This is a genomic window from Bacillus sp. Root920, from assembly GCF_001429445.1.
GTDB lineage: Bacteria > Bacillota > Bacilli > Bacillales > Bacillaceae > Bacillus > Bacillus safensis.
In genome coordinates, this window is sequence record NZ_LMJV01000001.1 from 738,096 (window position 1) to 764,119 (window position 26,024).

Annotated in this window: 19 protein-coding genes and 1 other annotated feature; of the genes, 10 read left to right on the forward strand and 9 right to left on the reverse strand. The window is 40.4% G+C overall.

Annotation, left to right across the window (positions count from 1 at the left end; all coding sequences use genetic code 11):
• Positions 1-186: 186 nt before the first annotated feature.
• Both ASE42_RS03365 and ASE42_RS03370 read left to right on the forward strand, forming a co-directional pair.
• On the forward strand, positions 187-861 hold the full coding sequence (locus ASE42_RS03365; RefSeq protein ID WP_041115583.1) for an NAD(P)H-dependent oxidoreductase: 675 nt from the start codon (positions 187-189) through the stop codon (positions 859-861).
• An 89-nt stretch (positions 862-950) separates the two neighbouring features.
• Positions 951-1,177: a binding site (T-box leader), on the forward strand.
• Between the two features lie 75 nt (positions 1,178-1,252).
• Positions 1,253-2,602, forward strand: coding sequence for an amino acid permease (locus tag ASE42_RS03370; RefSeq protein WP_056765682.1), 1,350 nt, complete (start codon positions 1,253-1,255; stop codon positions 2,600-2,602).
• A gap of 44 nt (positions 2,603-2,646) precedes the next feature.
• Here ASE42_RS03370 and ASE42_RS03375 read toward each other — a convergent pair whose 3' ends face one another.
• The 8 genes from ASE42_RS03375 to ASE42_RS03410 form a co-directional block, all read right to left on the reverse strand.
• Positions 2,647-3,639, reverse strand: coding sequence for a glycosyltransferase family 2 protein (locus ASE42_RS03375; protein ID WP_056765686.1), 993 nt, complete (start codon positions 3,637-3,639; stop codon positions 2,647-2,649).
• Between the two features lie 31 nt (positions 3,640-3,670).
• A complete protein-coding gene (locus ASE42_RS03380) occupies positions 3,671-5,779 on the reverse strand; it encodes an ArnT family glycosyltransferase (protein WP_056765687.1) in 2,109 nt (702 codons plus the stop codon).
• 207 nt (positions 5,780-5,986) lie between these two features.
• Positions 5,987-7,402 carry a HAMP domain-containing sensor histidine kinase gene (locus ASE42_RS03385; protein ID WP_056765689.1) on the reverse strand — a complete coding sequence of 472 codons (1,416 nt, stop codon included), beginning with the start codon at positions 7,400-7,402 and terminating at the stop codon, positions 5,987-5,989.
• Positions 7,399-8,085 (reverse strand): response regulator transcription factor, encoded by a 687-nt coding sequence (locus ASE42_RS03390; RefSeq protein ID WP_024426235.1) that lies wholly within the window; start codon positions 8,083-8,085, stop codon positions 7,399-7,401. Before ASE42_RS03390 ends, ASE42_RS03385 begins: the two co-directional genes overlap by 4 nt.
• On the reverse strand, positions 8,082-9,065 hold the full coding sequence (locus tag ASE42_RS03395) for a hypothetical protein (protein ID WP_056765693.1): 984 nt from the start codon (positions 9,063-9,065) through the stop codon (positions 8,082-8,084). Before ASE42_RS03395 ends, ASE42_RS03390 begins: the two co-directional genes overlap by 4 nt.
• Before the next feature lie 272 nt (positions 9,066-9,337).
• A complete protein-coding gene (locus tag ASE42_RS03400) occupies positions 9,338-10,672 on the reverse strand; it encodes an MFS transporter (protein ID WP_024426233.1) in 1,335 nt (444 codons plus the stop codon).
• 40 nt (positions 10,673-10,712) lie between these two features.
• The gene (locus ASE42_RS03405) at positions 10,713-11,285 is read right to left on the reverse strand and encodes a TetR/AcrR family transcriptional regulator (protein WP_025093985.1); all 573 of its coding nucleotides are present in this window, start codon (positions 11,283-11,285) and stop codon (positions 10,713-10,715) included.
• 90 nt (positions 11,286-11,375) lie between these two features.
• Entirely contained in the window at positions 11,376-13,907 is a 2,532-nt protein-coding gene (locus ASE42_RS03410) for a PEP/pyruvate-binding domain-containing protein (RefSeq protein ID WP_056765694.1), read from the reverse strand.
• Positions 13,908-14,185: 278 nt separating this feature from the next.
• Between ASE42_RS03410 and ASE42_RS03420 the strand changes: the two genes are divergently transcribed.
• The 3 genes from ASE42_RS03420 (at position 14,186) to uvrA (ending at position 19,580) form a co-directional block, all read left to right on the forward strand.
• Entirely contained in the window at positions 14,186-14,431 is a 246-nt protein-coding gene (locus ASE42_RS03420) for a CsbA family protein (protein ID WP_025093987.1), read from the forward strand.
• 279 nt (positions 14,432-14,710) lie between these two features.
• Positions 14,711-16,696: an excinuclease ABC subunit UvrB gene (uvrB, locus tag ASE42_RS03425; protein WP_056765696.1), complete on the forward strand. Its 1,986-nt coding sequence runs from the start codon at positions 14,711-14,713 to the stop codon at positions 16,694-16,696.
• A gap of 7 nt (positions 16,697-16,703) precedes the next feature.
• A complete protein-coding gene (gene uvrA / locus ASE42_RS03430) occupies positions 16,704-19,580 on the forward strand; it encodes an excinuclease ABC subunit UvrA (RefSeq protein ID WP_034623782.1) in 2,877 nt (958 codons plus the stop codon).
• A 31-nt stretch (positions 19,581-19,611) separates the two neighbouring features.
• On the opposite strand, the gene ASE42_RS03435 is transcribed toward uvrA, so the two are convergent.
• Positions 19,612-19,842, reverse strand: coding sequence for a hypothetical protein (locus ASE42_RS03435; protein ID WP_024427654.1), 231 nt, complete (start codon positions 19,840-19,842; stop codon positions 19,612-19,614).
• Positions 19,843-20,039: 197 nt separating this feature from the next.
• Here ASE42_RS03435 and ASE42_RS03440 point away from each other — a divergent pair, with 197 nt between their 5' ends.
• From ASE42_RS03440 to ASE42_RS03460, 5 genes are all read left to right on the forward strand, one after another.
• Positions 20,040-20,375, forward strand: coding sequence for a hypothetical protein (locus tag ASE42_RS03440; RefSeq protein ID WP_024427655.1), 336 nt, complete (start codon positions 20,040-20,042; stop codon positions 20,373-20,375).
• 11 nt (positions 20,376-20,386) lie between these two features.
• The gene (locus ASE42_RS03445) at positions 20,387-21,478 is read left to right on the forward strand and encodes a DUF4097 family beta strand repeat-containing protein (RefSeq protein ID WP_041107952.1); all 1,092 of its coding nucleotides are present in this window, start codon (positions 20,387-20,389) and stop codon (positions 21,476-21,478) included.
• Between the two features lie 6 nt (positions 21,479-21,484).
• A complete protein-coding gene (locus ASE42_RS03450) occupies positions 21,485-21,679 on the forward strand; it encodes a PspC domain-containing protein (RefSeq protein WP_024423578.1) in 195 nt (64 codons plus the stop codon).
• A complete protein-coding gene (locus ASE42_RS03455; protein ID WP_024423577.1) occupies positions 21,680-22,066 on the forward strand; it encodes a phage holin family protein in 387 nt (128 codons plus the stop codon). It begins immediately after the preceding gene.
• 94 nt (positions 22,067-22,160) lie between these two features.
• Positions 22,161-26,015 (forward strand): metallophosphoesterase, encoded by a 3,855-nt coding sequence (locus ASE42_RS03460; protein ID WP_056765698.1) that lies wholly within the window; start codon positions 22,161-22,163, stop codon positions 26,013-26,015.
• The last annotated feature ends 9 nt before the right edge of the window (positions 26,016-26,024 follow it).

A 26,024-nucleotide genomic window follows, 5' to 3' on the forward strand; every position in this document is an offset into this window, starting at 1 on the left:
AAGATGGTAACTAACGAACAAAAATGTGCGTACTTGAATCACTCGAAGCTTTTCTTATACCATAGAGATATCACATCACACATTCGGGCTGTTGTTTTTTTATCATAACAATTTCTATATGGGAATGGAAAGAAATTGGATTGATGAAACACACACCCTAATTGGTTAATAGAAAGGATGAAGACAATGCGAGACAAAGAGCAATTAAAAAAAGAAATCATTGAGGCGTATGAGTTCCGCCATGCGACAAAAGAGTTTGATCCAACGAAAAAAATACCAGAGGATGATTTTGCATTTATTTTAGAAACAGGAAGACTTTCCCCAAGCTCTGTAGGGTTTGAGCCTTGGAAGTTCCTCGTTGTTCAAAATGAAGCATTGAGAGAAAAATTAAAAGAGTATACATGGGGAGCGCAAAAGCAGCTTCCTACTGCCAGCCATTTTGTGATCATCTTGGCAAGAACAGACGCCCGTTATGATTCAGCATATGCAGAATATATCAACAAGCAAATCAAAGGAATGTCAGACGAAACGTTCGAGATGGTGAAGGGACGCTACCAAGAATTCCAAGAGAATGATCTTCATTTGTTAGAAAATGAACGCACGCTCTTTGATTGGGCTTCAAAACAAACGTACATTGCCCTTGGAAACATGATGACAGCCGCTGCACAAATTGGCATTGATTCATGCCCAGTTGAAGGATTCAGCTACGATGAGATTCATCGCATTCTAGATGAAGAAGGGCTGCTTGAGGATGGTCAGTATGATATTTCTGTCATGGCAGCCTTTGGTTATCGTGTGACTGAGCCGAAGCGCGGCAAAACGCGCCGTCCGATGGATGAAGTCGCTGTTTGGATTCGTTAAAAGAGAATGTCTGAAAAAGGATGTTGACAATTGCGTGGTTAGTCAGTATATTTAAAAAATAAAATCTTTGATGAATATACAAATTGACTATAAACGCTTTGACTTGAGAATAGTAGATGAACATCCGTTTTTTTAAGAGAGCTGCGGGTTGGTGCAACGCAGTAAAACGAATCATTGAACTCGCTCAAAGAGCGGTAAGACTGAATGAAATAGTAAGTCTTTACGTGTGACCTCCGTTAACGGGTTTTAAGTTGGATTTAGCTATGGCTGAATCAATTAGAGTGGTAACGCGGTTGCAAGGTCAGTCGTCTCTTCAAGGAGATGACTGGCCTTTTTATATGCTTTTATCCTATATTTGTCTGAAGATTCAAATTTAAAGGAGCTATAGAAAATGGAAAAGGAACATGTGCAGTTAAAACGAACAATGACGTCAAGGCATATTATGATGCTCGCACTTGGCGGTGCAATTGGTGCTGGTCTGTTTAAAGGAAGCAGCTCTGCTATTGATATCGCAGGTCCTGCTGTCATTTTGGCATATATGATTGGTGGTCTTATTTTATTATTTATTATGCAAGGACTTGCCGAAATGACGGTTGCACGACCTGGCGCAAGAACATTCCGTGATTTAATTGAACCGGTGTTAGGCAAATATCCGGCTTATTTCTTAGACTGGATATACTGGAAAATGTGGGTGCTGAACATTGCAGCAGAAGCAATCGTATCTGCGATCTTTATTCAGTACTGGTTCCCACAAGTGCCGATTTGGATACTTGTGTTAATCATTTCACTTGTTGTGACATTGATCAATGTTTGTTCTGTTAAAATGTTTGCTGAGACAGAGTACTGGTTAGCTTCTATTAAAATTGCTGTCATTCTTTTATTTATTATCATTGGGTTAACCATGTTGTTTGTCTCATTTGGTCAGCATGCAGCACCGGGATTATCCAACTTAACCGACCACGGAGGATTTTTCCCGAATGGAACAGGCGGCTTAATTGCGGCCATGCTTGTTGTGGTGTATTCATATGGCGGGACTGAAATGATCGGGGTCACATTAGCAGAAACAAAAAACCCTGAAAAAGTCATCCCAAAGGCCATTCAAAGTACATTTGTACGAATCATCGGCTTCTATGTACTGCCGTTCTTCATCATCGTCAGCTTGATTCCTTGGAATCAAGTAAACAATGAGCTAGTGAGTCCATTCGTCACCGTGTTTGCAACGATTGGCGTGCCATATGCAAGTGACATCATGAACGGTATCATTTTACTAGCGATCTTGTCTTCTATGAACTCTGGGCTGTACGCATCCTCAAGGGTACTTTATACGCAAGCGATGGATGGGCGTGTATGGAAGGGCTTCTCAAAGCTATCAAAACAGCAGGTGCCTGTTAGAGCGATCCTAGTGTGTACATCTACATTGTATGCCGCTGTATTGATTTCTCTTTTTGTAGGAAGTCAAACCTTTAATTATTTAATGGGTTCTTTAAGCTATACGGTCTTATTCATCTGGTTTATTATTGCTGTCGGTCATTTAAAATCTCGAAGTGTAGCAGAACCAGGAGGATATCGCGTGAAGCTGTATCCTTTCACAACATGGTTTTCTGTGATTGCGATCATTGCCATTTTCATCGGCGTTGTGTCAACAACTCCAATTGTTCAAACGATGGTCACAATGGGCATTTATCTGATGATTACTCTTTCTTTCTTCATCAACAGAAAGCGGTTTGAAACAGCCGCTTAATACAAAAAGCGTGCGGGACCTTTAAAGAGGTCTCACACGCTTTTTTAATGCTGTTTGTATTGCTTGAAATGAACAGGGGGTTGAACAGGATGTGGCTTTGACTGAAGCCCGTAACTCTCTCTTACGATGTAAAGTGGTCGATCTTTTGCCTCGTCGTAGATTCTGCCGATGTATTCCCCAATCATTCCCAGCATAAAGAGGATGATGCCGCTAAAGAACAGCTGTATGACAATTAATGAACTCCATCCTGTAATGGTGCTGTTTGTAAAAAGCTTTAAGTAAAGTACAAGAAACATTGAAATGAATCCGATAGCGGAAAGGGCAATTCCTGCTATACTCGCTAGCTTCAAAGGTTTATAGGAAAAGGACGTGATTCCATCCATCGAGAGCTTGAGCATCTTTTTGAGCGGGTATTTTGTTTCTCCTGCTAGACGTTCATCTCGAACGTACTCTACTGCAATTTGTTTGAAACCTACCCAGCTGACTAGGCCGCGAACAAATGGATTTTTTTCTCGTATTTTTCTCATTTCATGGCACACTCTACGATCCATTAACCTGAAGTCACCGGTGTCGATTGGGATATCTACTTCGGTGATTTGACGTAAAACGCGATAGAAAAGGGAAGCGGTTTGCTTTTTGAAAAAAGTTTCGCCTTTTCGTTTGGTGCGCACGGCGTATACGACTTCATAGCCTTCTTTCCATTTTGCGATCATCTCTAATATCAATTCAGGCGGATCTTGCAGGTCTGCATCTATCACGATGACCGCTTCTCCCTTTGCATAATCCATCCCAGCTGTAATGGCAATTTGGTGTCCGAAGTTACGTGAGAAATCAATGAGTCTTACCTTCGGATCGTTTTGGGAATACCCTTTAATTAGTTCAGCTGTTCGATCCATACTACCGTCATTGACGAAGAGAAGCTCGTATGCTTCTCCCGTCGAATCCATGACTGTTTTCAGTCGCTGATAGGATTCATGGATCACAAGTTCTTCATTATAGACTGGGACTACAATAGAATATCGTATGTTCTTTTCCATCAGTCATCCTTCCTCCCTTTTAATAGATGAATTAATCAACGGATAGTTCATAAAGAGTGCCGCTCTCCATTCCGCCCATTCTTCCATTTGACTGATCATTTTGTTCTGATTGTTGGCTGTCTGTTTGCTGGTTCGTTTTGGATGTAGAGCTGTTCTGCCATTTAGAAGCAGATACTTCTTTGCCATTTTTTTGAATCCAAGTGAGAATGTCAGAGCTGCCGCCTCTCATACCAGAAAGATAGAAGTACTTGATTTTGCCGTCTTTGACGAGCTGTTTGAATTCACTAAGCGTGAGAATGTTATCAGATCCACTAAATCCACCTAATGCCATAACAGCTTTTCCTGTTTTAATAATGTAAGGTGAAGCAGTGGTTGCATCTGTTGTCCCGAATAGGAATTCTTCTCCCGTATTGTTTTTCTCAAGATAGCTGATCAGCTTTTCATTGACTTGTGAACTCATGCTGCCACTTGAAGTTGCAAGCTGAGGACCAGCCTCTGGAAGCATACTGTTTCCCCCATAAAGAAGAGGTGTGCTTGCCCAGTATAGTGGTGCAATCAGCATGCCAAGGATGGCGATGAGAGACACGAATTGTTTTAGTTTTTCTTTTCTTTTTACCAAAAGCAGAGAAAGGATTGTTCCAACACCAATGATACCGACTGCAATGCTTAGTCCAAGACCGATCGTGCTTGTAAAAGTGGATAGAATAAAGATTTCAAATGCGGTTGTGACGAATATCGCAAATGGAAGCAGCCATTTTTTAAAGCCAGTTCCTGTTTGAAATAATTGTGTCATAGAAACCCATCCGGCTCCTGCTAATACAGCAATTGGCGGTGCCAGCATGATCAAATAATAGTGATGGAAAAATCCTGCTACACTGAAAAATGCAGCAACAGGTATAAGCCAAGCTAACCAAAATAGTGTTTCTTTTTGTTTTGTATTGAGACGTCTTCTTTCAAAGGCTGTTGAGAAGAAGATACCAATCGCACCGAATATCGCAAATGGAAGCAGCCAGCTGATTTGATCGGACAGTTCAGATTGGAACAGACGTAACGGTCCTTTGGTTCCTGTACCAAACATGCCGGAGCCATTTCCCATTTTTCCGCCTCCGCCATTTGGAGGTCCGTCACCATTACCGCCAGAAGGCATATCAGGTGGTGTTGTGCCGTTTGCACTGCTTGGTGGTCTTTGCATTGAAGGCTGTTCCTGACTGGATGATTGGTTTGAATTGTCTGAGTTGTTTTGATTTCCATGAGATGGCGGCTGAGGCATGGTGGATGAATCATTGTCATTTTGCTGATCACCCTGCTGTGAAGGAGGCTGCCCCTGATTTGTGCCGCCGCCCCCGCCAGACTGTTGACCAGTCAACCGCTGAAGACCGTTGTAACCAAAGGCTAATTCTAGTGCTGAGTTCGATTGACTAGATCCCATATAAGGACGATTGTCTTTGGAAGTGAGATCAACCGCTATAGACCAAGAAACAGATACACCTAAAAGAACAATCATTGAAATCATCAGTGATAACAATTTTTTCTTCCATGTCGTTCGGTAGGCAATGATGTAAAAAAGAATGAGTGCTGGTACGATCATATAGGCTTGCAGCATTTTTGTATTAAAGCCGACGCCAATCATCGCAAACGAAGCAATCGCCCAAAGCACCTTTTGCTGTTTTACAGCCTTGAACATCATTCCTGTTGCTAGTAAAAGTATAAAGACAAGTAAGCTGTCAATATTATTTGTGCGAGATACAGCAACTGCAATAGGTGTACACGCCATGATAAGTGCCGCTAATCTCGCCGCTGCTTGACCAAAAGTTGGTTTGACAAGACGGTAGATTAGATAAACAGATCCAATGCCTGCTAAAGCTTGAGGCAAGATGACGCTCCATCCATGCAGACCAAAAATTTTGGCACTGATCGTTTGCAGCCAGAAGGTGAGCGGGGGTTTATCCACCGTGACATATCCTGCTGGATCAAATGAAGCAAAGAAGAAATTATGCCAGCTTTGCATCATACTAGTGACAGCCGCAGTATAATACGCATTCACCGTATCATCTTCCCAAATGTTATAAATGTTTAAGATGGCAGATAAGATCAATATGAAAAATAAATAAATATCAAATTTCTGAAAACGTCTGATCAAAAGCATGTCACTCCTTTTTCTTCACTTGAAAAAAGTGTAACAAGCAAATATGAATAAAATGTTAATAAAAAAAGACCATTTTTTTATCTTTTAGAAATAAAAACAGCTCTTGATGAAAAGAGCTGTTCAAGTTGTAGAAAATCCTATGGATACTGAATTTATTGATAAAGTAGTAATTCCAAATGATATTTTAAAATATGTGAGTAGCTATAGAGTAGGTGAGCTCTCATTGAATGGAGCATTGGGAAGTTGAATGATGGCTGTCGTACCAAAGCCAGGTTCAGATTGAATGTCGAATGTTCCATGATGTTTTTTAATGATTTGATAGACAATGGCTAGTCCAAGGCCAGAACCGCCATCCTTTCTTGTTCGTGCTTTATTTACACGATAAAATCGCTCGGAAACATGTGGGAGATCTTCTTTTGGAATACCGCTGCCTTCGTCAGTCACTTTCAATTCAGCAACACCTTGGTGAACTTGTAATTCAATCGATATTGATTTTCCAGATGGCGTGTAATGAATGGCATTATCGAGTAAATTACGTATTACTTGTTGGAGACGGTCGCTATCACCATAAACAATACAATCCTCTTCAAGCGTTCGTTTGAAAGTAATGCTTTTTTTGTCAGCGATGAATGCCATTTGATCAAGAACATCGTGGATGAGCTGTGCAAAGACGATTGGCTCCATCGTAAGTGGATAAGAGTCACCTTCTAACTGTGCAAGATCTAAAAGGTCGTGCACAAGCCGGCTTAAACGTGTGGCCTCATCTTGGATGATTTGCATTCCCTTTTTTTGATCAATGATCCCTTCTTCAATTCCTTCTGCATAGCCTTTCATATAACTTAAAGGCGTTCTAAGTTCGTGAGAGACATTCGCAAGAAATTCCCTGCGGTGCTGTTCAACTTTTTCGAGGGTTGAAGACAGTTTATTAAAGGAGCGGCTGAGCTGGTTTAACTCATCTCCTTTTTTGGTTACGGCCATTCGTTTTGAGAAATCACCAGATTCCATTTCCATTGCAATTTCTTTCATTTTATTAATTGTCTGCACTACTTTATTGGAGCTCTTATATCCGATCACAAATATCAGGAGCAGAATCATTAAGATGGATATGCCAAGCGTCAATCTAATTTGGACAAAGGGTTCATATACATCTGATAAGGGCATGGAGAGGAAAATAGTTCCCGATAGATCATCATTGCTTGAGAAAACAGGGATGGCGATGCCAAGAATATCTTGGTGAAACTTTGGGTGTTCTCTAATTAACACGACGGTTTCACCTTGAAGGAGCTTTTGGCGTTCCTTGAACGTAATGAGATTATCATTTGTGTCCGTATCAAAAGGAAGTCCACTTGAAAGCTCCATTGGATCATCTGTAAAAATAATGCTTGCCTGACTTGAGTCATTTGCCCATTTCATTCTGTCGGTAAAATACTTGTCTTTCCCGTGTGTGTGATAGATTTCTGCCAGCTTCTTACCTTGCAAACTTAAGGAATCGATCTGTTTATCAATATATAAATGCTGGTATAAGTAAAAGGTAAGGGCAAGCGCTGAGGCTGCAACGATTCCGATCACTGCAAGGATTAAGAAGAGTACTTTCTTTTTAATCGATAATGGCTTCATTCTTCTTCCTCAAACTTATAGCCGACACCCCAAACGGTTTTAATATATCGTTCTGCTTCCTTTAATTTCAGTCGCAGCGTTTTGATATGTGTATCGACAGTTCTTAAAGAGCCGCTCGTTGAATGTGATTCCCACAATTTTTGATAAAGGTGTTCTCGTGAAAACACTTGTCCTTGGTTGAGCAAAAGAAACATGAGTAAATCAAATTCTCTTCTTGTTAAATTAACGGGCTGTTGATGGAGGTAAACTTGTCTGCCATCTTGATCAATCTCCATGTCACCAATCTGTATTCGGCTGCGCTTTAGCGAAAGACCTCTAATTCGTCTCAGAGTGGTTTCGATTCTTGCTGCAAGCTCACGCAGACTGAAAGGCTTCATGATGTAGTCATCCGCTCCAATTTCAAGTCCTCTAATTCGGTCCTCTTCATAACTCCTCGCTGTTAAAAATAAAATTGGTATTTGAGATGTTTGTCGAATACGCTGACAGACTTCAAATCCATCCATGTCAGGCATCATGATATCTAATACAACAAGATCAACAGCTTCCTTTTCAAGCTGATGCAGGGCATCTTTTCCATTATTCGCAGTGATAATGTGAAAGCCATGTCTCTTTAAAAAAGACCCGATTAACTCAAGCATATCAAGCTCATCATCTACGATTAAAATACGCATTTGTTCCTTCATTTCTTTTCCTCCAACACGATAGCATAAGGTCCTGATGGGACATTCAGTTGATTTTTCATGATAAGTGAGTGTTTATCGATGATGGATACTGAGTTGTCATCCAAGTTACTCACATAAATTGATGTCTTATCAGCAGTGATATAATTCGGATTTTGACCAGTTTCAACAGAAGCAAGCTGTTTATTTGTTTTGGTATCTACTTTGTATAGCGTATGATCTCCATGACATAGTACATATAAAGTAGAAGAATTTTTCTCTGGAAAAAATGCAACAGGCATAACGCCTAGCTTTATTTCTTGCTGTTTTTTTCCAGTTTTAGGGTCATAAGCAAAAATACTCTTATTTAAGGTGCCTTGTTTACCGTGGCCGCCGATCCAAATGAACTGTCCATCAAAATGAATTCCAGAAGGCCGTTCAAGTACAGAAAACGTACGTATATTTTTTTCCTTTTCAATATCTATGACGGAGACAGTATGACTTTCTGCATTTAAAACAAATAAAATACCTGATGAAGAAAGAGTCATAGAAGAAGGTAATTTTCCAGTTTTCACAGTCGATTTTATTTTTTTGCGCTCCGTATCAATAAAATAAACGACATTTTTCTGTGAGTTAGCAGCGATTAATGTATGAGAAGCTGCATCATATGTAAGGGAAGTCAGTCCTTTATCCACATTCATATAATCTGTTGCTGTACCGTGTTTTAGATTAATTTCGATAAGGGATTCTCCCTCTTTACTTGTAGCGATGATGACGTCTTTATTGATTTGAATAAGATCAGTGAGTGGGTGTTTTAAATCCACAGAAGAGAGCATTTTATTTTTTTGTATATCAACTATTGAAAAGGAGGCTTTTTTTAATTGAGAGATGACAGCGATGGATTGAGAGCTGCCTGGCGGCGTAAATTGCTGTTCTTTTCCACAGCCTGTCAGGAATAAAAGTAGAGCTGATAAACAGATCAAAACATATTTCACACGTTCCATTCTTCCGCTCCTTTGCGTTCTCTATTTTCAAAATCATACCACAAAAATTGTGAAAAAAAATTGAAGTTATCCATGCTGAAAGAATGAAAAAAAGCTTTTAGGTAAGTGAGGGAGACCATTTGTACCTGAAGTTCCTTTTTTGTCTGGACATATGCCATTTTTTCTTCTTTAAAAGATGATTTTCAGGATTTGATGGATGCACTCGCTATAGTTTACAGTGATACAAATGATGAAAACTCCCCGCTCTAACTAAACATAGAGCAAGGGAGTCATTAGGCGGAATGTTCAGATGATGCGGAGGTTGATTTGGTTTTTACACGTTGAGATAAAAGGAAACCAAGAATACCTGCACCCATTAATACAATAAATAAAGATTGGAAACCACTCATGATCCCAATCAATGTAGACGAAATGATACTGCCAAAATATCGAAAGGTAGAGAAAATACCAGATGCTGAACCAGATAAGCTTTGATCAACAGACGTTAAAGAAGCCATCTGCATACTGGTCATTCCAATACCTGATGAAATTCCACCTGCGACAAGTGTCACGATAAGCAGTGGTAAGGTAGGGAACTGACTGAGTGTGATTAACATGATGCCTGATAAAGTCAGACAGAGAAATGAAAAGCCAATCATTTTTTTCGCGCCTTTTTTCGGATGGAGTCTTGCCCCTAACAAGCCGCTAATAGACATGCAAAGAGAAAATACTGATAGAATAATACCGCTTTGTGTATGAGAAAGTGCAAGTTGTTGTTCCATAAACAGCGGCATAATTAGAAGAATGGCATACATCACAAAATTACTTAGCATGATCGACAGGTTTGCGTTTGTAAATGAACTGTTTTTAAAAAGCGACAAATCGATGATCGGATTCTTTACTTTTCGTACATGTTTAAAGAATAAAGGAATGACGATCAACGCTAGAATTCCATAGATCAAGTATTCATTTAGCAATTGGCTTTTAGTGCATAGAATGAGTGTGGCAATCCCGATGGTTAAGTATAGTGAACCAGTGATGTCTACATTTGCTTGTAAGCGTGTATGCTTTGTTTTTGGAATGAGTAATACGCCGGTAACAAGTGTAAGGAACAAGAATGGGATATTGACAAAGAATATAGAATGCCAATCAAAACTCTGAATAAGAATCGAACCAATAAAAGGTCCAAGTGCGGCACCAATACCGGCTCCAAACCCAAAATACCCCATTGTTTTAGACAATTTTTCGGGGGATACTGTTGCACGAATCAATGCAATGCTATTCGGTGTTAAAATAGCACCGCCAGCTGCTTGAATGGAACGAAAAGTGATGAGAAAAGCTAGATTAGGAGCTAAAGCACATCCAATTGATCCAATTAAAAAGAGCATGACCCCAATTAAATACATTCGCCTGTGTCCGTATATATCTCCTAACTTACCAGCGATAGGCTGAGTGACTGCCATGACAATTAGATAAATTGTGACAACCCAAGTGATGTTTGCAAGGGATTGATCATAATAAGTTGATATGGATGATAGAGCGACAGCGATCATCGTTGAATTGACTGGAACTAGTATAGCTCCAAGCAACAAAGAATAGATGACGAAACTCTCTTTTTTTAACCTCAATGTGTATACCACCTTTTGTAAAAAAGAAGAATTCCACCCTTTAAGCGGGAGAAATTCCTCTCATGAAAATGTGTGTGCATGTTTCAATAAAATCTTCTTTTTGTGTGAGAACGAGTTGAAAATCTTGCTCTAGCTGCTGAATGAAAAATCCGAAATACGTACTAATGAAAATGTCTGCATAAATGTCTTCATTTCCTTTTAATACATGATGCTGGGCACCCATCTTTTTGAAATATTGTATGAGCATTTCTCTCAATTCTTGAGGATAAATCTTTTCGTGACTGGTTAAATCCTTATACATAACCGGATCTCGCATGCTGATATAAATAAATTCTTTTTTGGAAGTCAAATCTTCAAGGAAATAGGTACCGAGAAACTTCAAATCGGTGTATAAATCGCCTTTGAATTCTGCTTCTAGGGTTTTTGTCGGTGTTGATTTCATTTTCATAATGGCAGCAATCACGCCGCGTTTGTTTTTAAAGTTGCGAAAAATAGTTGCTTCACTCACATTCGCTTTTGTCGCTATTTCTTTGGTTGTTGTTTTTTGATAGCCTTTTTCAGTTAATAAATCCATTGTTGCGCGAATGATTCGTTGATTTGTAGATTTTAACAAGCATACTCACCTCAGGTTATGAATGTGTTTGCAACAAAGTAAGTATACCGATAAAACCTATGACCGCCAATATCATCCAAAATGATAAGTTTATGCACGCGAATGCTGCTTTAAAATCTGAATGCGTCCATTGCTGCCATCTACTGTCACAAGGTCACCGGATTGAAGTGTTTCAGTTGCTATTCTAGTACCTAAGACAGCTGGCATCATATACTCTCTTGCGATAATAGCTGAATGAGATAAAATGCCTCCAGCATCGGTGATGACTGCTTTCGCATCTCTAAATAAGCTCGTCCATAAAGGTGTGGTCGTTTTACAAACTAAAATATCATCCTTTTGAAATTGTGAGAATTCATCAGCACATGTAATGACTTTTACTCTTCCAGAAACAATACCGCTGGATGCGCCAATTCCATGGATCACATCGTGTGTGTTGTTTTCATTTTCTCTTAATGAACCAAGCATTCTTTCTACTTGCTGAAGTTCCGCTTCAGTTGGTGTACCAATGTAAGCCGGTGGTTGAATATCTTCATTTTCCTTCATTTCTATCTTTCTTTGCTGGATAACCGAATCAAATGAGATAGACGTTGTGAGCGCTTTTTGTACCTCTTCATCGTAGAGATACCAAAGATCTTCTTGATGAGGAATGGCTCCTTTTTGTACAAGAAGTTCACCTATTTTTAATAGATATACCCGGGCCTTTGCATCTAACATGGCATCAATATAGAAGTGGTGGTCATCTCGGATATTCGCTGCTCGAAGGGCAAATTGATACAGCGTCTCAAATTTTGTTTTAAACGATTCATCCTTCACTTGACTCATAAAATGTTTATATGTCTCTTGTCTTTTGATCACTGCTTTTGCAAATTCTTCATCAAAATCACAATGGCAATGGATGTTATTTCTGATGATATCTAATATAAACTCCGGGTTTTCTGCCCAAGTCTCATCTGTAAGGTCATGACTTTTAACAGATCGCCAGCCGTAAACTTGGAGAAAATCCTCCAATTTCGAAATGAAATGCCCTCCTTTTTCCGAGTGATTGAGTGCATGTAACAGCTCGGAGTTCTTTTCATGTTGAATAAATGCTTGATGAAGTTCTGGATCTTGAAGGACATCCTTTGCGATATCAGATAGCACCTTGTCTGTTTCAAGAGATTTGTTCATCACGCCTATCATCATTTCGTGCAGCAAGACGACTTGGGTTGGATCACCAGTATACGTTACAAGCATGTCTTCAATGATGGCTGATAGAATGACTTGTGGTATGACGATATCAAAATGATCATCATATGCTTGAATATAAAAATCCTTTAATTCTTCAAAACCAATGATGGCTTTTTCAATGGTCATAGGTTCATTCATTTGGCGATCGAGTTTTTCGTAAAATGGAAAGAAATTTTTCTCTAGAATCTCATACATCCGTTCACTTAAATGAGGAAATAACTCAAATATACTTTCATCAAAAACGGGTGCAGCTCCTTCTTGCGCTTCTGGCAGATCCGGTGCTGAGTATAGGTGGCCTCTGTAAAGTTTAATATCTTTGATGTTCATATCAGGTACTTGATACTTTTCTCCATTTTTCTTCATCCCGCTTTTTAAGGCTGGTATGATTAGGCTTGAGAAAAGAGGGCTCGTTGGACCAGGCATATGATCATCCATTGAAATCCAGAAATCCTGCAGCTCTTCTGGCTTCATTTGAAAAGAAGCACCTGCTGTTTCATTTACTGCTTTTGGAAGAGCTGTAGTAATCGGCCTTGCTTGAAGTAAATAAAACGACCCATCTGCAATTCCAAATTCGATATCGACTCCATGTCCGTAAAGTTCTTCTACTTGTTTCGTAATTTGTGTGATTTCCTTCAATTGATCATCGTTCAGGCAAAACTGGCCAGCCATTTCCTTCGATACTGGCTCCTCGATGACACCCTCTTGGAAAGGAACAATTTGTAGCTCTTTCGCCCCAAGTGTTTTTTCAATCAAAAAATTCTCTTTATCTACAATAAACGTGTCTGGTGTCACAAGGCCGGAGACAATTGCTTCTCCCAATCCGTAGCTTGCGGTCAGCATCATTTCATTTGTTTTCCCCGATACGGGATTCTCACTAAAGATGACACCGGAGACGTCAGAATGGATCAATCCTTGAACGACAACGGCCATGAGCGGCATCTCTTCCTCATTTTCATTCATCTCTTCCTTATATTCTGTGACTCTCGCTGCAAAATAAGAAGACCAGCATTCTTTGACTGCCTGTAAAAACTCTTCATTTGTTTTGATATTTAAATAAGTCTCGTACTGTCCTGCAAATGAGGCGCCTTCGAGATCTTCAGCAACAGAAGAGGACCTGACTGCAACTGAGGGGTAAGTCTTCCGCAAGGATTGAAAGGACGAAAGCAGCTCTGCTTCCATTTGTAAAGGAAACGATGCTTCTTTGATTTTTTGAGAAAGGTTTTGTTCTGCTGGCTGCAGATTGTGATATGAAAGAAAACTTGCAAAGCTGTTGGTTTTAATAATAAACCCATCTGGGACTGGCAGGCCGTGATTGTTTAATTTGATTAAATTCAGGCCTTTTGCCCCTGCGAGTGATGCGGATTCTTCAGCCGCATGAAATAAAACTGAATACATGGGAATGCCCCCTTATCCAAATAGCCAATGGTTTGTATGTCTCTATGATTAAAATGATAGTGCGCACTATCATTTTAATCATAGGATTGATTGGATGTTATTGTCAAAGACGGAAAGACCTATCTTTACAAAGGGGACAATCTCACTAATTTCCTTCTATTTCTAAAACAAAAGTCTCCGAACATGGAGAAAAAAGGCGAAATTGAAAACTGTGAATTGTTCAATATGCCAATCTTTACTATAATCAAGGAAGTAGACCATGAAGAGGGAGGGTTTTTGTGATTACAAAAGCCATATTTGCACTAGTTTTTCCTTTCTTGCTCGTTATTTTATTTTCAAAGGTTACTTATAATCATTATGTGGGCATTGCGTTAACAGCAGCGCTTTTATTTGCTTCGTACATGAAAGGCTATACAGAAACCTACTTTATTGTGGGATTAGATATTATTTCTTTAGTAGCTGGGGCTTTGTTTATGGCTAAGAAAGAAATCGAAAAAAGAGAAAAAGCTGAAAAACATCAATGATGTTATCTCAATGCTGAAAACTGACATGTTTTAAACAAGAGCTGTGCTTACGATTTCTAGTAAGCACAGCTTTCTTTTTCTGCTCATCGAATATCTCACTCCAAAATGTTCCATACTGAAAGGAAGGTTTTCTTAAGAGGGTTATTTCCCATGGGAGAGAGGGTATGACTGTATTGGAAATAAAAATCAAGTAAGAGACGAACTTTAGTTCGTATTTTTGTGTTCTTTTATGATAATATATTCATTAGATAGATTTCGTAACGAAACGGAGGCTTTGATGTGAGTGACCGCTTTGAATTAGTTTCTAACTATCAGCCCCAAGGAGATCAGCCAAAGGCGATTGAAAAGCTTGTTGAGGGGATCCATCAGGGGAAACAGCATCAAACGCTGTTAGGTGCTACAGGTACGGGAAAGACCTTTACTGTCTCCAACCTGATCAAAGAAGTGAATAAACCGACACTTGTCATTGCGCATAATAAGACACTTGCCGGTCAGTTATACAGCGAATTCAAGGAATTTTTTCCGAATAACGCTGTTGAATATTTTGTGAGTTACTATGATTATTATCAGCCAGAGGCATATGTGCCTCAGACCGATACATTTATTGAGAAGGATGCCAGCATCAATGATGAGATTGATAAGCTGAGACACTCGGCTACGTCCTCGTTATTTGAGAGAAGAGATGTCATCATCATTGCCAGTGTGTCCTGTATTTATGGCTTAGGTTCGCCAGAGGAATACAGAGAGCTTGTGCTGTCTTTGCGTACTGAAATGGAGATTGAACGCAATCAGCTTCTTCGTAAGCTGGTGGATATTCAGTATTCTCGTAATGATATAGATTTTCAGCGCGGAACCTTCCGAGTCAGAGGAGACGTTGTTGAGATTTTTCCCGCTTCACGAGATGAGCATTGTATCAGAGTGGAGTTTTTCGGTGATGAAATTGAACGTATTCGTGAAGTGGATGCGCTGACTGGAGAAATACTTGGTGATCGTGATCATGTGGCGATTTTCCCAGCATCTCACTTCGTCACAAGAGAAGAAAAAATGGAAAAAGCCATTATCAATATTGAACAAGAGCTAGAAGAACAGCTTGAAAAGCTTCGCGATAATGGAAAATTACTTGAAGCGCAGCGCCTTGAGCAGCGGACAAGATATGACCTTGAGATGATGAGAGAGATGGGCTTTTGTTCAGGAATTGAGAACTATTCAAGACATCTGACCTTGCGTCCGCCTGGTTCAACACCTTACACACTGCTTGATTATTTCCCAGATGATTTTATGATTGTTGTCGATGAGTCGCATGTGACGATTCCGCAAATCCGCGCCATGTACAACGGGGACCAAGCTAGAAAGCAAGTGTTGGTTGATCACGGATTCCGCCTGCCATCAGCACTTGATAACAGACCGCTCACCTTTGATGAGTTTGAAAAGCATATCAATCATATTGTGCATGTATCAGCAACGCCTGGTCCATACGAGCTTGAGAAAACACCAGAGGTTGTGGAACAAATTATCCGTCCAACAGGATTACTTGATCCAATCATTGAAGTCCGTCCGATTGAAGGACAAATTGATGACTTAATTGGAGAAATTCATGCACGAGTTGAGAAAAATGAGCGTGTGCTCGTGACCACACTGACGAAGAAAATGTCTGAGGATCTCACAGATTACTTAAAAGAAATCGGAATCAAGGTGAATTACCTGCATTCCGAGATTAAGACCCTTGAGCGGATTGAGATTATCCGTGATCTGCGTCTCGGTAAATATGATGTGCTTGTTGGAATCAACCTTCTTCGTGAAGGACTGGATATTCCAGAGGTGTCGCTTGTGGCCATTTTAGATGCGGATAAAGAAGGCTTTTTGCGCTCTGAAAGATCCCTCATCCAGACGATTGGCCGTGCAGCGAGAAATGCAGAAGGCCGGGTCATTATGTATGCAGACAATATGACGAAATCGATGGACATTGCGATTCAAGAAACGAAGCGAAGACGAGAACAGCAAGAAGCATATAATGAGAAATTCGGGATTACACCGCAAACGATCCATAAGAAAATTCGAGATGTCATTAAGGCAACAAAGATACATGAGGATTCAGAAGAATACGAAACAAAAGCAGCACCAAAGCTTTCGAAAATGAGCAAAAAAGAACGAGAAAAAGTGATCGAAAAAGTCGAGATGGAAATGAAAGATGCAGCAAAAGCGCTTGATTTTGAAAAAGCAGCAGAATTAAGAGATCTATTGTTAGAGCTAAAAGCGGAAGGATGATTGCCTGATGGCTATGGAACGAATAGAGGTGAAAGGTGCTAGAGCACACAACCTTAAAAATATTGATGTCAATATCCCGCGTGACCAGCTAGTGGTCATTACGGGATTATCTGGTTCAGGAAAATCGTCGCTTGCCTTTGATACGATTTATGCAGAAGGTCAGCGCAGGTACGTTGAATCTCTTTCAGCGTATGCACGCCAATTTCTTGGGCAGATGGATAAACCGGATGTAGATGCCATTGAAGGTCTTTCTCCGGCGATTAGTATTGACCAGAAAACGACGAGCCGAAACCCTAGATCAACAGTTGGTACTGTCACTGAAATTTATGATTACTTGCGTCTCTTGTATGCTCGAGTCGGAAAACCTATTTGTCCTATACATGGAATTGAAATTACGTCACAAACGATTGAGCAGATGACAGATCGTATTTTAGAGTATCCTGAAAGAACGAAATTACAAGTGCTTGCGCCAGTTGTATCCGGCCGCAAAGGAACACATGTGAAAGTGCTTGATCAAATTCGAAAGCAGGGCTATGTACGAGTGAGAGTCGATGGAGAGATGGAGGATCTTTCAGAAGATATCGAGCTTGAAAAGAACAAGAAGCATTCCATTGAAGTAGTCATTGATCGAATTGTCGTGAAGGAAGGCGTTGCTGCTCGGCTGTCTGACTCCCTTGAAACGGCGCTGCGGCTGGGCGAAGGCCGAGTGATGATTGATGTGATTGGACAAGAAGAGCTGTTATTCAGCGAACATCATGCTTGTCCGCATTGCGGGTTCTCTATTGGTGAACTTGAGCCGAGAATGTTTTCGTTTAATAGTCCTTTTGGTGCCTGCCCGAGCTGTGATGGGCTCGGTTCAAAACTGGAAGTCGACCCTGAGCTTGTCATTCCTAATAAGGATCTGACTTTACGGCAGCATGCCATTGCACCATGGGAGCCGCAAAGCTCGCAATACTATCCACAGCTTCTTGAGGCTGTTTGTACACATTATGGCATCGACATGGACATTCCAGTGAAAGATATCCCATCGCATTTATTTGATAAAATTTTATATGGAAGCGGATCTGAACGGATTTATTTTAAATATGAAAATGATTTTGGCCAGGTACGTGAAAATGAAATTGAGTTTGAAGGCGTTCTTCGTAATATTGAACGGCGTTATAAGGAAACCAGCTCTGATTATATTCGTGAACAAATGGAAAAATATATGGCCAATCAGCCATGTCCGACATGTAAAGGATATCGTCTGAAAAAAGAAACGCTGGCGGTTCTCATCAATGGCAAGCATATCGGAGAAATCACCGATTTGTCTGTCTCTGATGCCCTTGATTTCTATGAAAAAATTGAGTTGTCTGAGAAAGATTTGCAGATTGCCCAGCTCATTTTACGTGAAATCAAAGAGCGTTTGTCCTTCTTAAATAATGTGGGCTTAGATTATCTGAATTTGAGCCGGTCCGCTGGCACACTATCAGGCGGAGAGGCGCAGCGGATTCGCCTGGCAACTCAAATCGGCTCAAGGCTGACAGGTGTTCTTTATATATTAGATGAACCATCCATTGGTCTGCATCAGCGCGATAATGACCGGTTGATCGGGACGTTGAAAAATATGCGTGACATCGGGAACACACTGATTGTCGTGGAGCATGATGAAGATACCATGCTAGCCGCTGATTATTTAATAGATATTGGACCTGGAGCAGGAGTTCATGGAGGAGAAGTGATTTCAGCTGGAACGCCAGAAGAAGTCATGAAGGACCCGAAATCCTTAACAGGACAATATTTATCTGGCGAGAAATTTATTCCGCTGCCAATTGAGAGAAGAAAGCCTGATGGCCGCTATATTGAGATAAAAGGTGCAAAAGAAAACAACTTGAAAAACGTGAATGCGAAATTTCCTCTGGGCGTCTTTACAGCTGTGACCGGAGTATCCGGCTCAGGAAAAAGTACGCTTGTGAATGAAATTCTATTAAAATCACTTTCACAAAAATTGCACAGAGCGAAGGCGAAGCCAGGGCAGCACAAAGAAATCAAAGGAATGGATCATTTGGATAAGGTCATTGATATTGATCAATCTCCAATTGGCCGTACACCAAGATCCAACCCTGCCACGTATACAGGTGTCTTTGATGATGTGCGGGATGTGTTTGCACAAACCAACGAAGCAAAGGTAAGAGGCTATAAAAAAGGCAGATTCAGCTTTAACGTCAAAGGCGGCCGCTGTGAGGCGTGCCGCGGGGATGGCATCATTAAAATTGAAATGCACTTTTTGCCAGATGTGTATGTGCCTTGTGAAGTGTGTCACGGGAAACGTTATAACCGCGAAACACTCGAGGTCACATATAAAGGGAAAAACATTGCTGATGTGCTTGAAATGACTGTGGAGGACGCACTCCAATTTTTCGAGAATATCCCAAAAATTAAGCGGAAGCTTCAAACGATTTATGATGTGGGGCTTGGATACATTACACTTGGACAGCCTGCAACGACATTGTCCGGAGGAGAGGCGCAGCGCGTGAAATTGGCATCTGAGCTTCACCGCCGTTCAAACGGAAGGTCCCTTTATATTTTGGACGAGCCGACAACAGGACTGCATGTGGATGATATTGCCCGTTTATTAAAGGTGCTTCAGCGTTTGGTTGAAAACGGAGATACGGTGTTGGTCATTGAGCACAACCTTGATATTATCAAGGCAGCTGATTATCTCGTTGATCTCGGACCAGAAGGTGGTGCAGGCGGCGGAACGATCATTGCCTCTGGCACTCCTGAGCACATTGCAAAAGAAGAAGCATCTTACACAGGCCAATACTTGAAGCCTATTTTAGAGCGTGACCGTAAACGCATGAAACAACTGGTTAAAGAAACGGAAAGTGTGACTTCTTCATAAAGAAAACCCCTCGATAAGAGGGGTTTTTCTTTTACTGCACATCTTCCTTCGGCATTAAATTACTGAGGTGCGTTAAATCCTTTAAAATATGGGTGCTGCTGCTGTCGAGCAGTACCTTTAAATAACGGATATCACCATACTTTGGATGAGACGGATGAATGGTCTCAAGCTCCTTGATCATATCGCTGTTCATGCTTTTCTGTTTCTGTATAAGGTCTAAAAGCGTTTGAGCCGTGTGTTTTGAATTATGATGATCTGTCAAAATAATTACCCCCTATAATGATAATCACCATCTTTTCAACATATTTTAAAGGGTAATCTGTGAAGAATCTACTCTTAGGTGCAAAAAGAAATAATTTGTGTCTAAGGTCATATGTAAATCGAATGATTTTGAAACTTTTTATACGCAATAAACGTATGAGTTAGAAAGGGATTTTCGTTATGAAGGAGCGAATATATATGAATAGAGATCAGTCGATTATTGCTTCTATTTGTTATTTTAGTGTATTATTTATGCCGTTTATCGTACCGATCGTGGCGTTTTTTGTAGTAGATCAAAAGGAAACGAAGCGGCACGCATTGCGGGCATTATGGTCACATCTTTTGCCGGTCGCAGCGTGCATTCTGTTGATTTTTGGGTCTATCCCATTTTTATTGACGACACAGGCAGGTGACTCGCTCATTCCAGTCATGACGGTGTTCATCTTGTCTTTTTTAGTAGTCATTGGCTTTTTGATCTCTGTCATTTGGAATATCATTCAAGGGATTAAAGTACTTCAATCCATCAAATCATAGGAGGGCTTTGTATGAATGAAAAAGAACGAATTTTAAAATTAGTAGAAGACGGAGTATTATCAGCAAAAGAAGCAATTACGCTGCTGGAAAAACTAGAAGAAGGTCAGTCAGTCTCATTAGAAAAGTCTACGGCTGATCACAGCTTTCATGAAGAAAAAGCTGGAGCAGAGAGCAAAGGAAACGGCACCGAAAATCTTGGGGCAAAGCTGTTTGGCTGGTTAGACTCTGCGGTGAAAAAGGTAAAAGACGTGGATCTTGATTTGAACTTTGGACAGTCCGTTGATGTTGAGCACATTTTTCAGTTCAAGGACGCATCGCTTTCCCATTTAGATATTCAATTGGCGAACGGCAGCCTCAACGTGATGCCTTGGGACGATCGAGATATTCGAGCAGAGTGTCATGCAAAAATTTACCGTGCAGAGGATGGAGAGCAGGCAAGACAGCAATTTCTCAATCAATTGGACTGCGGGCTTGAAGGAGATAAATTTTTTATTCGAACCGAAAAGAAGACGATGAAAGTCAATGTTACATTATACGTACCGCGTATCCAATACGATAAGATCAAGGTCAAGCTGTTTAATGGACCGATTCGCGGGGAAAAGCTAAAGACAAAAGAACTTGCCGCGAAAACGACAAATGGTGTTGTCTCTTTTGCTTCGTTACAAGCAGAAAAAGTCGGAATAGAAACAGCAAACGGACAAATCAAACTGGCAGATCACGAGTGTGGTATGATTGAAGTAGAAACCATCAATGGGCTCATAGACCTGCGCGGGAAAAGTGAATCAATTGATGCTCAAAGCTTTAATGGAAATATTGCTGTTCAGCTGTCAGATGAAAAGTGCCGTTCCATCTATGCGAAAACGACAACAGGCAGTGTGGACGTTCAGGTTCCGCGTGCATGTGCAGTGACCGCTGAGCTGAAAAGCAATCTTGGGTCTATCTCTCATGATTTACTTGATGCAGAGATGATTAAAGAAAAAAATGAAACATTACAAAAAGAGAAAATGATCAAAGCCAATCAACAAGCGGTGCACAGTATATCCATTTTTGCAGAAACAAAAACAGGCTCAATACAAGTAAAGCACCAATCAGACAAGGAGTGATTCTACATGAAGAAGCTTTATCGTTCAGCAACAGATAAAAAAATAGCGGGTGTTGTTGGTGGACTTGCGGAATATTTAAGTGTGGATGCATCCCTGCTTCGCATTTTAACCGTCATCATCGGATTTTTGACAGCATTTATGCCGATCTTCCTGATCTACTTCATCTGGTATTTTGTTGTTCCGGAAGAAGGCACTAAATAAATGCTTAGATGGATCGTCAGTATTTTAGTAAATGCATTACTTTTAATCGTCATTGCTGGATATTTTGATTCGGGCATTCTGCCTGGGCTCGGGAGCGTGTATATTGAAGGTTTTGGCGCAGCCATTGTGGCAAGTATCATTTTGTCCTTGCTCAATATTTTAGTGAAGCCGTTTTTGATCATTTTAACGCTTCCAGTGACCGTTCTTTCACTAGGATTGTTCTTATTTGTCATCAATGCGATTACACTCATGATGACATCGAGCTTTATGGGAGATAGCTTTAACATTGATGGATTCGGAACGGCCATTTGGATGGCTGTCATTTTATCCATTTTCCATCTGTTGATACAAAAAGGAATTGTAGAGCCGTTAGCGAAAAAAAGCTAACGGTTTTTTTGTGCAAATTTGCATCGTTTCTCCGTTCCATCTGACATAAAAACGACCTTCAGGAGACACAATATCCGAAGGGAGGCGGTGCAAGATGGTGAACGTGAGTAGACAAATCATGCTTTTATGTGTTTTTATCATTCTTTTTTGTTTCAGTCAGCCTGCTTCAGCAGGACCTTTTCTTCAAACAGAAGTGAATGTACCGGACAAGCCTTTTTCGCCTTTTATCTTTGACCAATTTCATGTGGACGTCCGCCCGGTTCTAGGAAAAAGCCATGATCTACAGTTTCGTGCGTCCATTAGTGACCAAGAACAGATTTTGTCTGCGAACTTGTATTATAAACAAAGTGATGAACTGGGGTATCGTTTGATTCCAATGGAACGGCTGCCAGGGATGAAGCCAGAATTTACAGCGAAAATTCCGCCAGATCAATTATGGAATCCAACCGTTCGTTACTATACAGAGTTCCTTACGCAAAAATCAGTCATCAAAACGGCAGAGAAATCGGTTCATTTAAATGGATTTGAAGAAGATCTTTCACATATTCCGGATTTATTCATCACAGAAATTGTCGTCAATTCAAAAAACCGAAAAGGCAAAGATGCTTTTGAGTTTATCGAAGTGTATAACACGACACATGCGCCTATCTCTCTTAAACATTATCAGCTCCGCTACCGCAATCCTGCACAGGGCATTGAAATGGATGATGTATATTCCTTTCACACAAATCCAGTCACCATTTCACCTGGAAAACCTTATGTATTCTGGCTGAGAAAAAAAGGGCAGGAGCATTTAACGACAGCGGACTTTAATGCCATGTACAAAAGCCAATTAAAAGAGGGCGAGCATCTATCCATTATCGAGAGCAAAGGGCTGTCCAACTCTAAATCTCGTCTTGTTTCGATCACAACAAATATAGGTGAAGAGATTTCTTCTGCTGCATTTCGTTTGAAGCCATCATGGTTTAGCGAGCATAAATCCTTGCTGTTTAAGTATCCAATGGATGGTACTACGCAGACGAAGCTGATTTCGAAAATTGAGGAAGAACCCACTCCAGGTAAAGTGCTAAAAGCACAAATTCCATCTGAAAAAAAGGAAATTTCTCAAGATATCCATAAACCTGTGATTGAAGATATGACGGTAAGGAAACCGGTGAAACCAACTGAAAGTGTAGAGATTAAAGCAGATGTCCAAGATGATCAGGCCGTAAAAACCGTCAAGCTGCGCTATCGAACGAATCGAAAAGATCCGTTTAAGGAAATACTGCTGCAAAAAGACCATAATGACCGGTTATTTCATCATATTATTTATTCACCTGAGTTGATTGGGAAAGAACAATTGGAATATCAGCTTGAAGCGTCAGACGGCGAAAATGAAGCCAAGACGTTGAAAAAAACGATTGATGTGGAGCAGGTCAGCAAAGCCCACGGTCTCCGATTCAATGTAGAAGAGGGAGATACGGTATCAGGTTTATTTTCATTAAAGGCAACGTCTGATCAGAAAAAAAGCATCGAATTGCGGATAGATGGTAAACGGAATCAGCAAGTATCCTCTGCCCTTGAAGCAGATCCATATATCGCATTTGATGTCAAAGGAACAAATTTATATTTTAAAAATGGTGTGTCTATAGGTAGGCGTTTACTTTCTATTTTTGATGATTCGACAAAAGTGTACCGTACCTATACAATGCCAATACCCGAAGAAGAGATAAAAAAGGCAGGTCTCCAAACGATCTCTTTCCACGCTGGCACAAAGTCTTCTCCGATGGACCGGCTGCCTGGAGAGAATCATGATGATTTTGAATTGAAAAACGTCAGGATGATCTTATCAAATGGAACACAAATTCCGCCAATCAATGCGAAGCCGCTAAAAGAATGGAGAATGGGAGACAGCGGGAACGCAAAAAAGGTGAGAACGTTTCAATTTGAGATTCCAAAAGAGGCGTATGTCTCAACCTATATAAAGTGGGACACAAAAAGGCTGAAAGAAGGGCCGCACCTGATTGAGGCCAAAACCTCAGACGAGCACGCTTCAGTACGTGTAAAAGTTGATAACACTGGGCCGAGAATTAAGACCAACGTACAAGCAAAGGATCAATATAAAGGCGCCTTTACATTAAAAGCAAAAGTAACGGATCGCTGGAGTGACATAGAGGAGTTGAAGGCATATGTAGATGGCAAACCAGTTTCTTTGCCATATCAGACGTCCTCTAGTGAATTAAAGCCTGGGAAGCACACGTTTACGATCAAAGCAAAAGACGCAGCTGGTAACATGTCGACGTTAAAAAAAGAGTTCAAGACGGTACATGAGCATCCTGAAACACCAGAGCGGGTGGCAGATAAGACAAAAATGAAATCATCAAAACAAACTGTGCTAACCAAGGATCCAACGAATGATAAGTTAGATTACTCTTTTTATCGTGCCTATCAATATACATCGCTGCATCCTTCAATGAAGATTTTTAAGTATGCAGCAGAGACAGAACCGCCTAAGAGTTATCTCCAAAAAGGAGAAATGATTTTTTCTGATCAAGAAAGGAACCGTATTGCATTTGTTGATGGGAAGTCAGTTGAAACGAAGGATTTACAGCGTTTTCCTTATCATCGTTTTCAAATTAAGGTTCATCATGATGTACGTGAAAAGGATGTCGTCGAAGCTGTATGGAAAGGGAGTTCATTGTCAGGGAGAAAGGTGACAATGTACGCGTGGAATCACCAGCAGGAAAAGTGGGATAAAATCACTCATCACTTTGCCAAGGATCAAAAGGAATTTTACCTGAAAGGGCTGCTGTCAGTGAGACAGTACATGAAGAATCAAACGTTTGATTTGCTAGTACAGGATGAAATCAGCAAATCGCAAAAGCCATATAAGATGGTATGGATGTCTGACACTCAATATTATGCAAAGAGCTATCCTCATATCTTTAAACAAATGGTCGAATGGATCAGAGATCAAAGGGAAAAATTAAACATTCAATATGTGTTCCATACAGGCGATATTGTGGATGATTCAAAGGATAAGCAATGGCACCGTGCTGATACATTTATGCGTGTATTGGATCAGAATCACATTCCCTATGGTGTTTTAGCAGGAAATCATGATGTTAGACACAAGGACGGTTTATATGCGGAATATGGGAAATATTTCGGGGAAAAACGCTTTGCGGATAAGCCTTACTATGGTGAATCCTATCGAAACAATAAAGGTCATTATGATCTCATCTCTGCCGGCGGCAATGATTATATGATGGTGTACATGGGCTGGGGGATTAAGCAAGATGAAATTGATTGGTTAAACCGTGTAATTTCTGAGCATCCAGATCGTATTGTCATTTTAAATTTCCATGAGTATTTGTTAGTGAGCGGCAACCGGAGTCCGATTGGCGACCTCATCTTCCACCAAGTGGTGAAACGCCATCCTAATATTGTGGCCGTATTTAGCGGCCATTACCATGGAGCAAGCAGGAAAGTAGATGAGCTTGATGATGACCATGATGGAAAAGTCGACAGGAAAGTATATCAAATACTCGCCGATTATCAGTCAGGACCTGAAGGTGGTCAAGGGTTTATGAGGGTCATAACAGCCGATCAAGAAAAAAATCAACTTCATTTTACGACATACTCTCCTTACTTGAATCAAGAGCATTTTTATGATCCTAAAACGTATGGAGATCAGGATGAATTTTCAATCGATGTAGATTTGACACCGAAAATGAAATCTGTCAAAACCAATTATTTTGAACTCAATGTGTATACGAATGTTCTTCTAGGAGAAGCGCGCGGCGTAAAAAGCGGCAAAAAAGCAAGCTTTGAGTGGAAGGGCTTAAAGCCAAATGAAGATTATTATTGGTACACTGTAGCAAAAGATCGTTTTCAAGGAAAAGCCATTTCACCAATATGGAAAATTCATACAAAAGATGATGACGAAACAAAATTTCTTAGGAAATAAAAAAACAGT

What these genes read in the sequence shown, in the direction of transcription:
- ASE42_RS03455 (WP_024423577.1), top strand. Translation starts at nt 21,680, where the DNA reads ATGCTTAGATGGATCGTCAGTATTTTAGTAAATGCATTACTTTTAATC.
- ASE42_RS03395 (WP_056765693.1), bottom strand. Translation starts at nt 9,065, where the DNA reads ATGGAACGTGTGAAATATGTTTTGATCTGTTTATCAGCTCTACTTTTA.
- ASE42_RS03440 (WP_024427655.1), top strand. Translation starts at nt 20,040, where the DNA reads ATGAATAGAGATCAGTCGATTATTGCTTCTATTTGTTATTTTAGTGTA.
- ASE42_RS03370 (WP_056765682.1), top strand. Translation starts at nt 1,253, where the DNA reads ATGGAAAAGGAACATGTGCAGTTAAAACGAACAATGACGTCAAGGCAT.
- ASE42_RS03410 (WP_056765694.1), bottom strand. Translation starts at nt 13,907, where the DNA reads ATGTATTCAGTTTTATTTCATGCGGCTGAAGAATCCGCATCACTCGCA.
- ASE42_RS03365 (WP_041115583.1), top strand. Translation starts at nt 187, where the DNA reads ATGCGAGACAAAGAGCAATTAAAAAAAGAAATCATTGAGGCGTATGAG.
- ASE42_RS03385 (WP_056765689.1), bottom strand. Translation starts at nt 7,402, where the DNA reads ATGAAGCCATTATCGATTAAAAAGAAAGTACTCTTCTTAATCCTTGCA.
- ASE42_RS03445 (WP_041107952.1), top strand. Translation starts at nt 20,387, where the DNA reads ATGAATGAAAAAGAACGAATTTTAAAATTAGTAGAAGACGGAGTATTA.
- ASE42_RS03460 (WP_056765698.1), top strand. Translation starts at nt 22,161, where the DNA reads ATGGTGAACGTGAGTAGACAAATCATGCTTTTATGTGTTTTTATCATT.
- ASE42_RS03450 (WP_024423578.1), top strand. Translation starts at nt 21,485, where the DNA reads ATGAAGAAGCTTTATCGTTCAGCAACAGATAAAAAAATAGCGGGTGTT.
- uvrA (WP_034623782.1), top strand. Translation starts at nt 16,704, where the DNA reads ATGGCTATGGAACGAATAGAGGTGAAAGGTGCTAGAGCACACAACCTT.
- ASE42_RS03390 (WP_024426235.1), bottom strand. Translation starts at nt 8,085, where the DNA reads ATGAAGGAACAAATGCGTATTTTAATCGTAGATGATGAGCTTGATATG.
- ASE42_RS03375 (WP_056765686.1), bottom strand. Translation starts at nt 3,639, where the DNA reads ATGGAAAAGAACATACGATATTCTATTGTAGTCCCAGTCTATAATGAA.